At 47.8% G+C, this 13,243-nt stretch carries 11 protein-coding genes; 7 read left to right on the top strand and 4 right to left on the bottom strand.

What is annotated here, in order from left to right; genetic code table 11:
- From ACMVP2_RS19985 to ACMVP2_RS19955, 7 genes are all read left to right on the top strand, one after another.
- Positions 1-672, top strand: a complete 672-nt coding sequence (locus ACMVP2_RS19985; protein ID WP_339793002.1) for a DUF2461 domain-containing protein — start codon at positions 1-3, stop codon at positions 670-672.
- 65 nt (positions 673-737) lie between these two features.
- On the top strand, positions 738-4,235 hold the full coding sequence (locus ACMVP2_RS19980; RefSeq protein ID WP_416864810.1) for an ABC transporter permease: 3,498 nt from the start codon (positions 738-740) through the stop codon (positions 4,233-4,235).
- An 80-nt stretch (positions 4,236-4,315) separates the two neighbouring features.
- Positions 4,316-4,879, top strand: a complete 564-nt coding sequence (locus ACMVP2_RS19975; protein WP_416864809.1) for an NADPH-dependent FMN reductase — start codon at positions 4,316-4,318, stop codon at positions 4,877-4,879.
- Positions 4,880-4,933: 54 nt separating this feature from the next.
- Complete coding sequence (locus tag ACMVP2_RS19970) at positions 4,934-5,557, top strand: GyrI-like domain-containing protein (RefSeq protein WP_416864808.1); 624 nt, start codon at positions 4,934-4,936, stop codon at positions 5,555-5,557.
- A 68-nt stretch (positions 5,558-5,625) separates the two neighbouring features.
- Entirely contained in the window at positions 5,626-6,057 is a 432-nt protein-coding gene (locus tag ACMVP2_RS19965; RefSeq protein WP_350097106.1) for a MarR family transcriptional regulator, read from the top strand.
- A gap of 42 nt (positions 6,058-6,099) precedes the next feature.
- Entirely contained in the window at positions 6,100-6,612 is a 513-nt protein-coding gene (locus ACMVP2_RS19960) for a DOMON domain-containing protein (protein ID WP_416864807.1), read from the top strand.
- 20 nt (positions 6,613-6,632) lie between these two features.
- Positions 6,633-7,067 carry a nuclear transport factor 2 family protein gene (locus ACMVP2_RS19955; protein WP_416864806.1) on the top strand — a complete coding sequence of 145 codons (435 nt, stop codon included), beginning with the start codon at positions 6,633-6,635 and terminating at the stop codon, positions 7,065-7,067.
- 59 nt (positions 7,068-7,126) lie between these two features.
- Here the strand turns inward: ACMVP2_RS19955 and ACMVP2_RS19950 are convergent, their stop codons facing one another.
- From ACMVP2_RS19950 to ACMVP2_RS19935, 4 genes are all read right to left on the bottom strand, one after another.
- Entirely contained in the window at positions 7,127-7,813 is a 687-nt protein-coding gene (locus ACMVP2_RS19950; protein WP_416864805.1) for a hypothetical protein, read from the bottom strand.
- A 108-nt stretch (positions 7,814-7,921) separates the two neighbouring features.
- Positions 7,922-8,551 (bottom strand): hypothetical protein, encoded by a 630-nt coding sequence (locus tag ACMVP2_RS19945; protein ID WP_416864804.1) that lies wholly within the window; start codon positions 8,549-8,551, stop codon positions 7,922-7,924.
- A gap of 145 nt (positions 8,552-8,696) precedes the next feature.
- Entirely contained in the window at positions 8,697-9,998 is a 1,302-nt protein-coding gene (locus tag ACMVP2_RS19940) for an amidohydrolase family protein (RefSeq protein ID WP_416864803.1), read from the bottom strand.
- 25 nt (positions 9,999-10,023) lie between these two features.
- Positions 10,024-13,062, bottom strand: coding sequence for an amidohydrolase family protein (locus tag ACMVP2_RS19935; RefSeq protein WP_416864802.1), 3,039 nt, complete (start codon positions 13,060-13,062; stop codon positions 10,024-10,026).
- Positions 13,063-13,243: the final 181 nt, after the last annotated feature.

Below are 13,243 nucleotides of genomic sequence, written 5' to 3'. Positions count from 1 at the left end.
ATGCCAGGGATATCCAAATCCACTTTTCAATTCCTAAAAGAACTCAAAGACAACAACAACCGGGAGTGGTTCACAGAAAACAAGAAGAGGTATGAAGCCGCAAAAGCTGAATTCGAAGTTTTCATAGATGCCCTTATTGCAAAAATCGTTGAGTTTGATCCCACAATAGGCCACCACAAAGCCAAAGATTGTGTCTTCCGCATTTACCGGGATGTGCGCTTTTCCAAAGACAAGTCGCCCTACAAAACGCACTTTGGTGCCCATGTGACGGCGGCAGCTAAAAGGTCTGAGATCCATACCAGGGCTGGTTATTATATCCATTTGGAACCAGGCGGTTCAATGCTTGCCGGTGGTGCCTACCTGCCGGAGAAAGACTGGCTGAAGAGCATCAGGCAGGAGATAGATTATAACGGAGCTGAGCTGCATAAAATACTTGACAGCAAAGACTTCAAAGCCACTTTTGGTCAGATTGAAGGCGAAAGTCTGAAAACAACACCCAAGGGCTACGATGCTGACCACCCGGAAATAGCGCTTTTGAGGCAAAAGAGCTTTCTGGCTACCCATAAGCCAAGCGACAGCCAGGTTGTTGCCGACGGTTTTTTAGATCACGCGGCCAAAGTCTTCAAAGTATTGCATCCCTTTGATGAGTTTCTAAATAAAAGCAAGGAATAGATAATGTGGTGGATGGGGGCTAGTTTTGCTTTCCTTCACAAAAGCACGCCATTCATTACCAGAAAATGCCAAACTTGGGATACTCCGAAATTATTCTGCTGATCGCCATTGGGCAAATGACGATGCTTACTTTTGGCGCCCTGAGGAAGAGAGTTATCCCCTACGCACAATGGCTCACTTACGCCTGGGCTTGGATAACGATCCTCAGCCTGGTTTTCTACTTTGAGTCGGCATTCAGTCTCTACCTGGTTTTGCCAGCTCCATTTCTCTTCAGGGGCTTGCTGCTGACCTTCTTTGAAAAACCAATTCCCAGGTTATACACCCTCCAACTGCTACCTCCTCTTTTTATAGGCATTGTCGGTTATATGATTCCTTCAGTCGCCGGGCCTGTGACTGCCATCTATTTGATGTGGGAGGCTTACGCACTTATCAAAACCTATTTATTTTATTCCAGACTCAAAGGCATCGACACCCCTGGCTCCGGCAGCAAGAAGGTAATCTGGCTGAAGTTCTTCTTCCTGATGATGGCCGCCATGATAATAACGGTCGTTCTATGGGAAATTTGGCCAGCGGCATCACCACAAATGTTGTTCATCATTTGCGCTTTTGCGCTCTCCACTCAATCGGCCTGGTACTTTTCGGGGCCAGGTGCACATGAGCCACTGAAAAGCGAGCAGAAGTACGGCAGCTCATCTCTCGATCAGCCTGAAAAATACAGGATCATGAATGCCCTCGATCACCAGCTGACAGAAAAGAAATATGCGCTGGAGCCCGACGCCTCCCTGGCCGGACTGGCCAAAAAAGTGTTCGCATCTCCGCATCAGCTTTCTCAGGTGATCAACGAAACCAAGGGCATGAGTTTCTTTGACCTAATGGCCTACCACAGAGTGCTGGAAGCTAAAAAATTGCTTCGAAAGGAAGAGAATAAGGCACTGAGGATTGAGGAGATAGGTGAAATGGTCGGCTACATGTCCAAATCTTCCTTCAACACTGTTTTCAAGAAATTTACCGGCCTCACGCCATCGCAATACAGGGATCGGGACGTTCGACATGATGATCTCGAACGCCGACATGAGGCCAACATACGTCAAAACCACGTTACGCAGGGTACTTTTGGTTCACTACAAATCACAGGTATCATGCTTAACAACTTCATCAAAGTTTACTTTAGAAACCTGACAAGAAAGAAGGCCTTTACCTTCATCAATTTGTCAGGACTGGTTATAGGAATGGCCAGCGCCATGCTCATCTTTATTTACATCCAGCATGAACTGTCGTACGACAGATTTCATCAAAGGGCCAAGGACATATACCGGATCGCTTTCATGTCAAGCAATCCGCAAACCCGCACGCCTCACCCCATGGCACAGGAAATGATGAAAGAGTTTCCCGAGGTGGAAGCGGCAGTTTCTCTTACCCCTCTTTATGGGCCAGGGCTTACCAAGCAGTCGATGTATATCCGAAACCCTGAGAAGGACGTTATGTTCCGGGAGCCGGATGGCTATGCTGCCGACAGCACTTTCTTCAAGGTTTTTGACTTTAGGCTGCTGGTGGGCAACCCCGATGCAGCGCTGAAAGAAATCGGCGGTATGATCATCTCGTCATCTATGGCTAAAAAGTACTTTGGCGACGAGAATCCCCTCGGTAAAGTGCTTGAAGTAGATGCCGAAGGCCATCCCGTGATCATAACAGGCATCATGGAAGACGCCCCGGCGACATCGCATTTTCATCCCAATTTCATCATCTCATATGTCACTTTGAAATACATGGATCCAACCGACTCCTGGTTTCAGTGGGACGACTATGGCCATTTCAACTATTTAAAACTACAGGCTGGTGCGGATGCTGCTGCCCTGCAAAGAAAAATTCCAGAGTGGATGTATCGAAATGGTCATATCAACGACCATTGGTACGCTGGATTCGAAAGTGGTGAGATTCGATTCGACCTGCAACCCATCACTGACATCCATCTCAAATCACATATCCGCTGGGAATTGGAAGCCAATGGCAACATTGTGTACGTTTATATACTTGTGGCTGCCATCGCATTCATTCTGGCTATTGTCTCCATCAATTTTATCAACTTGTCTACCGCCCGGGCTTTCGAAAGGGCCAAAGAGGTAGGTGTGCGAAGAACACTTGGAGCCAACAGAACGGGTATCTCCTGGCAGTTTCTGTCCGAAGGCATTTTCACCTGTTTGCTTTCCTTAGGCTTGGCCTATTTGCTGGCCCTGCTGGCTTTCGACGGCTTCAAAAGCTTAACTGGAAAGCCATTCATTTACAGTGATCTGTTCACCACACTCAATACATTTCTTGGCCTTTTAGTAGTGGTTGTTGTCGGAACCATCGCCGGCCTGTATCCGGCCCTCACGGTATCCAGAATCAAAGCCGGCGAAATATTAAAAGGAAAATTTGTGACTGGCACCAAAAGCAGTTGGGTAAGGAAGACGCTGGTAGTGATTCAATTTTCTGTTTCGGCCATTCTCATTTTTGGCAGCACCATCCTGGTGTTGCAGGTAAATTACCTGGAGCAGGTGCCCCTTGGATACGACGATCAGCAGGTGCTCGTGGTCGAACTCAAAAGCAGAAATGTGGTAGAAAGCCTGGAGGCCATAAAAAACGAGATTAGTATGGTACCTGGCGTTATCGACATGGGAGCAGTTTCGAACCTTCCCGGCACCCAATTTAACCAAAATGGCATCTTTCAAATTGGCGTACCGGACATCAATGTGGACGTGTCAGAAATGGGAGTAGATTTCGATGCTAAAGACCCACTTGGACTGGAACTGGTATCAGGAAGGTGGTTTGACAAGTCGAACAGCATGGACTCCCTTGGCAGGTCTTACATATTGAACGAAACAGCCGCAAAAGGCCTCGGCCTGGAAGAACCTGTCGGTAGCAGGTTGCTCTGGGATGACGAGGATGCAGCGCTAGATGGTATAGTGGTGGGCTTAGTAAAAGACTTCCATTTTCAGTCGCTGCATGTGCCCATCCAGCCTCTACTGATAACGGTCGATTACGACGAACTTAACTTTCTGCTTGTAAAATTAGATGGCGGAAATATCCAGCAGGCAGTTGCACAGATTGGCAAGATCTACACAGGTTTTGAACAGAAGTTTGGCTATGAAGCCTATTTCCTCGATCAGAAAAACCAGCAATTGTATACAGCGGAAAAACAGGGGCTCAGGGTATTTAACCTCTTTGCTGGCATTGCTTTATTGCTTGCCGCCATGGGACTCGTTGGACTGGCTTATTTGATGATGGTGCAGCGCACCAAAGAGATGGGAGTGAGAAAAATCCTCGGAGCTTCTATTGGCAATTTGCTCTGGCAAGAAAATTTCAGCTTTCTGAAGCTGATTGCCATAGCCTTCGTACTCGGTTTGCCAGTTGCCTATTTCACCATGAACGAATGGCTGGCTGGCTTTGCCTACAGAGTGCCTATCGGGCTAGTTCCTTACGCTATCACCGTCGCTATTATCCTTGTTATAGCCAGCTTGAGCGTGACGCTCGCCGTGCTCAAAACAGTGCTGGTCAATCCAAGTCATGCCCTGCGGTACGAATAGTCAACTTAGGCGGAAGAGTTTTCGTTGACATGACTTTTAGCCGACAAATCAACTTGTCGGCTACATTCATTTTTGTGTTTATGAAAAGTAAGACCGTGAAAGTGTTGGCGATTTCAGGTAGCATCAACCCTGGCGCAACCGCAGGGAGGCTCCTGCAAGCTATTGCAAGGCTCGCAGGCACTGGCTTTCAATTCACCATTTTTGAAGGGCTGGGCGACATCCCCCACTTCAACCCTCAACTATCGGACAGTACGACAAACGAACAGGTGCTGGCCTGGAGAAACCTCTGGAAACAAGCCGACGCTGTCATTATCTGCACACCAGAGTATGCTTTCGGCTTGCCTGGAGTGCTTAAAGACGCCCTCGACTGGCTGGTAGGCAGTGGAGAAGTTTACCACAAGCCATTGGCGGCATTGAGCTACTCTCCTTCCATGATGGGTGGCGAAAATGCGCTCTCCACGCTGCTCCTCACACTGAAAGCCCAAAACGCTGATTTTGATGAAAGCACCACCTCAACGATTCCGGCCATCAGGCAACGATTTTCACTTGAAGGAGAAATTACGGACCCCACCCTTTCTACCCTCCTTACCAAAGTTCTTGAGTCGCTTGCTAACAAATGCGAGAAAAAAACTGATTCTCACTGACACAAGGTTGTCAGTGACCTGCGTTTTTTTACCCCAATAACAAAAAGCGCAGCAATGACGAAGATTGACCTCTCCAAAACCGACAAAACATATTATACAGCCAAGCAAAAGCCTGAGCTGTTGAAACTGGCACCTATGCAATACCTGGCTATTGCAGGCCAGGGCGATCCGTCATCAAAAGGTTTTGCTGAGTGCATAGAAGCTCTCTACTCAGTCGCCTACACCATTAAATTTGAGTGGAAAGCTGCGGGAAAGGACTTCGTGGTGCCAAAGCTGGAAGGGCAATGGTGGTTTGATGAGGACAAGTATGGCGGGGTATCCATGACAGACGCTCCAACCAAAATCCCGAGGTCAGAGTGGATGTTTCGTTTGCTCATAAGGATGCCAGAATTTGTGAAAAAAGAGAGTATTACCACTGCAGCATCCAATGTTGTTAGCAAAAAAGGGCTGACACTCGCCAGGCAGGTAGAACACTTTGAAATGAACGAAGGCAGCGTTGTGCAAATCCTCCATGTTGGGCCGTTCGACAAAGAACCCGAAAGCCTGGGCAAACTTCAGGGGTTTATTGAAGCCAATGGCTGGAAACGGAACGGCTTGCATCATGAGATCTATTTGTCGGACTTCAGGAAAACAGCCCCGGAAAAATTAAAAACAATTTTGCGGGAGCCAATAAAATAACCTTTTCAAAACTTTCTCGTTAAGCAGATCATCTATAAATTTGTATATCAATAATTGATATATCAATAATGAAAGATGATTTGTCACAAGTAGTGCTCTTTATGCTTGACCAAACCAACAAGCTGGCCAAGCAATACTCCCAAAAGGAGCTGGATAAGAGAGGTGCCGGCATCACTGTAGATCAATGGGTATTGCTCAAGGTGATTGAAGGAGACCCTGGTCTTTCTCAGCGTGACCTGGCCGAGAAATCAATCAAAGACCCCGCTTCTATTACCAGGATGCTCGATTTACTGGAAAAGAAAGGGCTTATTCAAAGGGAAGCCATAGAGGGCAATAGAAGGCAATACATGATTACTGTTTCCAAAGAAGGACAAAAATTCATCAATAAGCATATGGATATGGTACAAAGTCACCGGGCCAAAAGCCTGGAAGGGTTTTCTAAGAAAGAGGTAAACAAATTGAAAGATATGCTGCTGCGAATCCAGGGCAACATGATGTAAAAAAATTTCTATAAACAATTGACATATCAATAATTGATATTAATGAAAATAATGATTACAACCATCGGTATCCTTTGCGGCGCTGTAGCAATGCTATTTAACCCCACCCCTTCCAACCAAACCAACGCCATTCGAAAAAACGGAATGGAGGTCATCTGGGTCCATCAGGACGATCGGGTGCAATTCGAACTGAAAGCCCCGACAACGGGCTGGGTAGCCATAGGCTTCAACGAGGCGAATCAACTGAAAAACACCTACCTCATCATGGGCAGGGTGGCCAACAACTTGGTGACAGTAAAAGAACACTTTGTTGTCGAGCCGGGAGACTACCAACCTATTGAAACATTCGGAGCTCTCGTATCGGTCGACGCTATTGAAGGCCTGGAAAATGAAGAGGGGACAGTCGTCAGGTTCTCGTTGCCCATAGAGGCAATTGATGCGTACCGCAAGAATTTAGAGCCTGGCAAAAGCTACTCCCTGTTAATGGCCTATAGCCTGGAAGACGACTTCCAGCATCATTCGGTCATGAGAACGCAAACAACAATTCAATTATAAAACTCAAACAATTTCTAATCATGAACACAAACATTTCAAGCATTATGATGACCGTATTTGGCACTATGGTATTTAGTATTGCTCAGGGGCAGGAAACTGGCGTGGAAGAGGTGAAAAAGACGATCATGCAATTCGCAACGGCGGCCGACTATCAGGATCCGATTATCCTTGAAGAAGTACTGGACACCAACTTCAGGGTGGTGATGAACCGCCTCTTTGGCTCAGAAGGTGTGACGATCATGCCCCGGGAAGTTTACCTGGCAAAGATCAAAAACAAAGAATTTGGTGGCGACAAAAGAGAGGTGACTATTTCCAATGTGACTATCAACGGAAATACTGCTAACGCTCTGGTAAGCTTTAAGGGCAGTAAAATGACGTTTGTTTCTACGCTACTCCTTGTTTTGACAAAGGAAGGCAAATGGAAGCTGGTAGCTGACCTGCCAAACGTGATTTAAACACTGCGAGGCTGTCTCTACCACTGACTTACAGTCAATGCCTTGAGGCAGCCTCCAATTTATATCCCAGCAGATACGGTAATGTGTTCCTTCCTTGTTTTAAACTTACGCTGAAAAAAGATGATTGCTGGCGTAAAAACCACGGTCGGAATAAGCCAAAGCAGCCATTGATGCTGAGAGCCGCCCATGATACGGTCACCGTTTTGCACTGCAAAAGCTGTAATGGCTGCAATATAACTGCCACCAATGGCACTGATGTGCTGGCGCAACCACCACAGTTTATAGGTCTCTTCCTTCGGCTTCAGTAAAAAAACCAAATCTCTATAGGCGGCGAAAGCAGTGAAAAAACCGAAAATGTAACTGAGGATGGCCAAAGACATTCCAAAACCAGCGACGCTTCCCACGAAGAATCCGTAGCCCACCAATCCGATACCAAAAGCTAGAGTAAGTCCCGAAGCACCCAGGTCAACCCAGGTATGCTCACCAATCTTCTTTCGTTTGGTTACCCTATAGCCAGTGAAGGTGGCGTAAAAGCTCACTACCCCCACCACCATGAGAAACGCATTGAATCGAAAGAATGCAATGATAAGTATGGCAGAAACAAATATCCAGGCCATTCCCAGCACATACGCTATCCCCAGCTTTTTGTGGAGATTGCCGCCCTTCTTGCTAATGAAGTTGAACAGGCCGGTGAGTAGTACCAATGCACCAGCAGAGGCGTGAGAAATGAGTATCGCTTTTTCCATATCGTTTCCTTTTGATCAAAGAAACGCCGCAAAAAGCGACTATACCACAAAGAAATGCTGAACCGTCGATTTACAATGACAAGTTGTGCAGGATACTGGATGTAGCAATTAAATAGTCGTTTGTTCAAGCAACTCTCTGAGAGCGCTCATCGACTTGGTCATTTGATAGTGAACGATGGGATCGGTGAGAAGCCGTGGTACGGCGCTTGGCTTGGTGCTGACCTGATAGCTGATTTCGACTACGTCAAATCCCAAAGATCGAATCGTCCATTTTCCCTGCACCTGTTCCATCCTTTCGGCGCCTTTCTTCAAAGGAAGGACATCGTCCACACTTTCAATAGCCACCTCAATAATATTACCCTTCTCTACCAGAGAGTGGCGAAGCACGGCATCGTGGTCGTTCAGTGGCCAGGGCAGGTCGTATTCAATATATGTGACCCAGGTGTGTTTCTCGTTGTTGAGCACATCGTAGGCACCGGCGCCAATATTCCACTGTATTCCCTTATCAGCATTTCTCAGCATTTCTACCACCACCGCAGAACTACTCCTGGCAGTAAAGACTGCTTTCACCTCCCGAACATCAACACCATATCTGTTGACAATGGGCCGCTCGTGAAGGGTAATGTTTTCCCTGGCGTACACCTGTTTGAAGCCGGCTTCTTTGGCAACATCAGTTTTGTCCGGGGCAACAGACCAGGACGATGCAAAAAGGATAACAGCGGAAACGAACTTCAACATTTTAACAAAATGATAATAATATCACAATGACGAGCGGGCGCAAAAATAGTTGCTGTTCGTGAATAAAAAATTTAATTCTTTGGGCGATGCACAAAAAAAGGCCTCAAGCAATCTTGAGGCCTTTCACTCATATCACCACTGTGATCTATTTCTGAGACTCATACTTCCGCTTGAAGCGGTCGTACAGCATTTGCTGCTTGCCATCCAATATGATGCCTTTGCCCATAATAAAGGCGCTGGTCACCTTGCTGGTGCGCATGTCGAGAATATCTCCTTCTGACACCACGATATTGGCATCCTTGCCAATCTCCAAGGTACCCGTAGTGCCGTCGATGCCGAGTATCTGCGCAGTGTTTGACGTGATCATCTTCAATGCCTCCTCTTTGCTGATACCGCCATAGGCCGCTACTGTCCCTGCTGTGAAAGGCAGGTTCCTTGAGCCATGAAGCGTTTCATAAGTCAAACCTACTTTGATGCCTGCATTTGAAAGAATGGCCGGCAACTTATAGGCAAGATCATAGTCCTCATCTTCTCTGCCTGGAATTCTGTGCACGTCTGTCAGCAACACCGGAATGTTGTTGTCTTTCAGAAAATCGATGCAGTTGCCTGCGTCGGTTCCGCCCACAAGAACAATGCTGGTGGCACCGCTCGCCTTGGCAAACTGAATGCCCTCCATGATCTCCACCCTCCTATCGGCATGAACAAACAGCTTCTGTGCTCCGGTAAACAAGCCTTTCATCGCTTCCAGTCTTAGGTTGGTCACGGCGGGTTGTCCTTCGCTGTAGGCTTTTGCGTCTGCAAAAAACTTTTCCAGCTTGTCAATCGACGATTGGTAGTTGGGGTTCTTGCGAGGTTCAGTCTCGCCCATCCACCAGCGTGGCCCAAACGTTTTGGTAGGCCAGTTAAGGTGAATGGCATCGTCGGCTTTGTACTGAGCATCTTCCCAGTTCCAGCCTTCCAGCATCATGATAGAAGAAGTGCCCGTAACCAGGTCGCCCTGAGGAGTGCTCTGGGCAAGCAAAATGCCGTTGTAGCGCAACGTAGCAATCACTTCAGAATCTGTATTGTAAGCCACAAGGCTTCTTACGTGGGGATTCAGGTCTCCCACTTCCTCGCTGTCAATAGACGCTCGCACCGCAGAAATATCCTCAAGGCCCAAGGTAGTATTAGGCAGTATCAAGCCAGGATACACATGCTTGCCTGCAATATTGATCACTTCGAATTTCGTCATATCCAACCGCACAACGGTGGCATCGCCCACGTTGGTGATTTTTCCATTCTCAAAAGTAACAAATGAGTTTTCGATCACCTGGCCATTGCCAATATGCGCCGTGCCATTCATTAGCAGGATAGGTTTTTCCTGCGGGCCTACCGGCTCAGGCACCTGAGCTTTGGCTTGTCCTGCTATCAACAAACAGGCTGCAATTATATATTTTAATTTTTTCATCTCGTTTAGCTTTTAAAGTGGACGATTAGTCTTCCTGCGAAGCTTTGATCATGTCGCCAAGGTATTCGTCTTCGCAATCCCATCTGTGCTTGTACTGACGGCTTGGACGCTGCGTAGGAGCACCAGAAGCCTTCGCTGACTTCATTTTGGCAATAATCCTGGCTCTTTCATCCTGAATGGCATCTCTCATTTGCGCATCTTTCTCAATATCAAAGTACACAATGCCATCTACCATGGTTTTCTCTGGTTTGGCATAGATAGACAGCGGATGATCGTTCCATAACACAAGGTCGGCGTCTTTGCCTACTTTAATGCTACCCATTCTGCTGTCGAGGTGAAGTAGTTTCGCTGGGTTGATGGTCACCATTTTTATGGCTTCTAACTCGCCCATGTCGGCATACTTGATCGATTTGGCAGCCTCCTGGTTCAGGCGACGGGCCATTTCAGCGTCGTCGGAGTTGATGGCCACCGTTACACCGGCCATGGTCATCAGCGCAGCGTTGTAAGGAATCGCCTCACGCACTTCGTATTTGTACTGCCACCAGTCGGCAAAAGTACCACCGCCCACGCCATGCTCGGCCATTTTATCGGCTACTTTGTAGCCTTCCAAAATGTGTGTGAACGTGTTTACACGGAAGTTGAAACGCTCAGCCACTTTCATCATCATGTTGATTTCGGGCTGCACATAAGAGTGGCAAGTCACAAAACGCTGCTTGTTAATTATTTCAGCCAGCGCATCCAGCTCGAGGTCTTTCCGTGGCTTCACCGCTGTTGCTTTCGCCTTGGCGGAAAGGCCGTTGTAGGCTTTCCACTCTTTGTCGTATTCCCCGGCTCTTGTAAATGCATCTGCCATTACCTGCTCCACACCCATACGGGTTTGAGGGAAACGGATATTGCTGGTAGGAGGTCTGTTCGACTGCTTTACGTTTTCACCCAAAGCAAACTTGATGTACTTATCAGCACCTTTGATCAGCAGGTCCTGAGGAGCTGCGCCCCAACGGAACTTGATCAAGGCAGACTGGCCGCCGATAGGGTTGGCCGAGCCATGCAACAACTGAGCCGCTACCACACCACCAGCCAGCTGACGGTAGATGTCAGAGTCCTCAGAGTCAATAGCATCTTCCTGGCGTACTTCAGAAGTGACAGCTTCGGAACCTTCGTTCACGCCGCTAAGTGCAATATGTGTGTGCTCATCGATGATGCCTGGGGTCAAGTGTTTGCCTGCACCGTCGATAGTTACTGCGCTAGCCGGAGCGGATAGCCCCTTGCCTACCTGCGCAATCTTGCCGTTTTGCACCAACACATCAGTGCTTTCCAGCTTACCGGCATCTTCGCTGGTCCAAACGGTAGCTCCTTTGATCAGGTACGTTTTGGCTGTTGGAAGCTCTTCGTTACCGAAAGCGACAAAAGGATACATGATCTTACCAAGATCAGGAGCTTTGTCGCTGTCTCCGTCCTCTTTCTTCTCTTTCTCCTCTATGGCGCTTTGGTAAGTAGCTGTCCACTTGATCCAGTCGCCGTTTTCCAGCTGACCATCACCTTTGAAGTTTTTGCCGTTCAACCAGCCACTTAATCGGATGTTACCCTCTTTTTTCTTTTCTGGCTGGAAGCTGAGGCTGATGTTCTGTCCGTCAATGGTCGTTTTGGCATCTACCGAAGTGGAGTCGTTCACTTTCACTTTAGCCTTCTGCGAGCCTGCTTTGCCTGAAATCTCCAGTGTATAGCTGCTGCCTGAGTAGCTCAACTGGTAGTTGCCGGCATAATCGGGAGCGTTCATGTCAGTAACCTCGTACTTATTGCCCTGCACCCAGTTTTCGAAGATAGCTGTTTTCTCGTCAAACAGGTTGCCTGAAGTAATCAGGAAGTTGGCCAACATACCTTTTTTCAGGCTACCTACTTTGTCAGCGGCCTTCACAAGGGTTGCCGGTGTGTAAGTAATGGCCTTCAGGGCTTCCTGCTCGCTCAAGCCATACTTAATGGCTTTTCTCACGTTTGGCAAAAAGTCGGCAGGGTCTTTCAGGTCGCTGGCGGTGAAGGCAAAGGTGATGCCGTTTTTGGCTACCGTTGCGGCATTGGCAGGTGCAAGCTCCCAGTGCTTTAGCTGAGAAAGCGAAACATTCAATGCATCGTAAGGGTCGTCCACATCGTAGGCAGCGGGGTAGTTCACCGGAATGATCAGAGAAGCCTTCGTGGCCTTCACCTCGATGATCCGCTGGTACTCATCGCCCGAGCCCTTTATGATGTACTGAACACCGAACTCATCGCCAACTTTGTCGGCCAGGAGAAGTCTCAGCTTGTTGTCAGTTTCGAAAATTTGTGGCAAGCCCTGCAATGCATTGAATGCCTCAAGGCTCACATTGGTTTGCACCTTGTTGAGAGGCGATGTGTACCACTGGGCATCGTAATAGGTTTGGCGAAGCAACGCCACATAACCCATGATCGAGTTAGGGTAGTTTTGAGTCGAGCTACCTTTGTCGAATGCATAGTTGGCAGCTGCTCTTTCTTTCACAATCACTTCGTTCACCGGGCCATCGCTGAGCGTCACCAGGGTAGCGCTTCCTCTCACAATGCCGTCGGGCCTGAAGGCCAGCACAGTGCCAAAGCCTTGCTTTCTCCACTTCTCAGCCGTTTTGGCATCGATGGTAAACTCGCTGGCTCCGTCGAAGTCGGCTTTGATGGCGTCGTTCCAGCCATAAGCTTCCTTGCGGTCGGAATCAAGCTGTGGAGGATCCATAAAGCTTCTCCTTCCCCGCTTCACCTCAGGCATACCATAACTGGTATAAGGGTCTACGATAGAAGGATAAATGAATTTTCCGCCAAGGTCAGTAACGATGGCGCCTTTGGGGATGGCAACACTCGCTCCGACTGCTTCCACGAAGCCGTCTTTCACAAGCAATGTTGCATTCGCTAATGTTGTTTGATAATCCACCACCACGGTGGCGTTCGTAAAAGCATAAATATTCAGCCGTTTATCCTGAGCACCATTCACAGGAAAGTTTTCCTGAGCCAGTGCCGGAGACAAGACCATACTTACGCCCATAAACAGGAGTATTAATCTCTTCATGTCCTCAATGTTTTTTGGTTTTCTAAGAGAGCGAAGATACAAGGATGAGGATCAAATAGCGGCTGGATTTATACAGGTGGCTATGTTGATAAAATGTCGGAATTATCAGTCTATTTATGAAATAGAGCCCTTCCGGCGAAAAGTCATGCCGCCGATATTTGCCTCACATAATATACCGTTG

Source organism: Imperialibacter sp. (assembly GCF_048007035.1).
Lineage (GTDB): Bacteria > Bacteroidota > Bacteroidia > Cytophagales > Cyclobacteriaceae > Imperialibacter.
This window is presented reverse-complemented; position numbering and strand designations above follow the sequence as displayed.

Excerpts from the sequence above, each read along its gene's own strand:
- ACMVP2_RS19960 (WP_416864807.1), top strand. The coding sequence starts at position 6,100 with ATGAAAATAATGATTACAACCATCGGTATCCTTTGCGGCGCTGTAGCA.
- ACMVP2_RS19985 (WP_339793002.1), top strand. The coding sequence starts at position 1 with ATGCCAGGGATATCCAAATCCACTTTTCAATTCCTAAAAGAACTCAAA.
- ACMVP2_RS19945 (WP_416864804.1), bottom strand. The coding sequence starts at position 8,551 with ATGTTGAAGTTCGTTTCCGCTGTTATCCTTTTTGCATCGTCCTGGTCT.
- ACMVP2_RS19970 (WP_416864808.1), top strand. The coding sequence starts at position 4,934 with ATGACGAAGATTGACCTCTCCAAAACCGACAAAACATATTATACAGCC.
- ACMVP2_RS19935 (WP_416864802.1), bottom strand. The coding sequence starts at position 13,062 with ATGAAGAGATTAATACTCCTGTTTATGGGCGTAAGTATGGTCTTGTCT.
- ACMVP2_RS19980 (WP_416864810.1), top strand. The coding sequence starts at position 738 with ATGCCAAACTTGGGATACTCCGAAATTATTCTGCTGATCGCCATTGGG.
- ACMVP2_RS19955 (WP_416864806.1), top strand. The coding sequence starts at position 6,633 with ATGAACACAAACATTTCAAGCATTATGATGACCGTATTTGGCACTATG.
- ACMVP2_RS19950 (WP_416864805.1), bottom strand. The coding sequence starts at position 7,813 with ATGGAAAAAGCGATACTCATTTCTCACGCCTCTGCTGGTGCATTGGTA.
- ACMVP2_RS19975 (WP_416864809.1), top strand. The coding sequence starts at position 4,316 with ATGAAAAGTAAGACCGTGAAAGTGTTGGCGATTTCAGGTAGCATCAAC.
- ACMVP2_RS19940 (WP_416864803.1), bottom strand. The coding sequence starts at position 9,998 with ATGAAAAAATTAAAATATATAATTGCAGCCTGTTTGTTGATAGCAGGA.
- ACMVP2_RS19965 (WP_350097106.1), top strand. The coding sequence starts at position 5,626 with ATGAAAGATGATTTGTCACAAGTAGTGCTCTTTATGCTTGACCAAACC.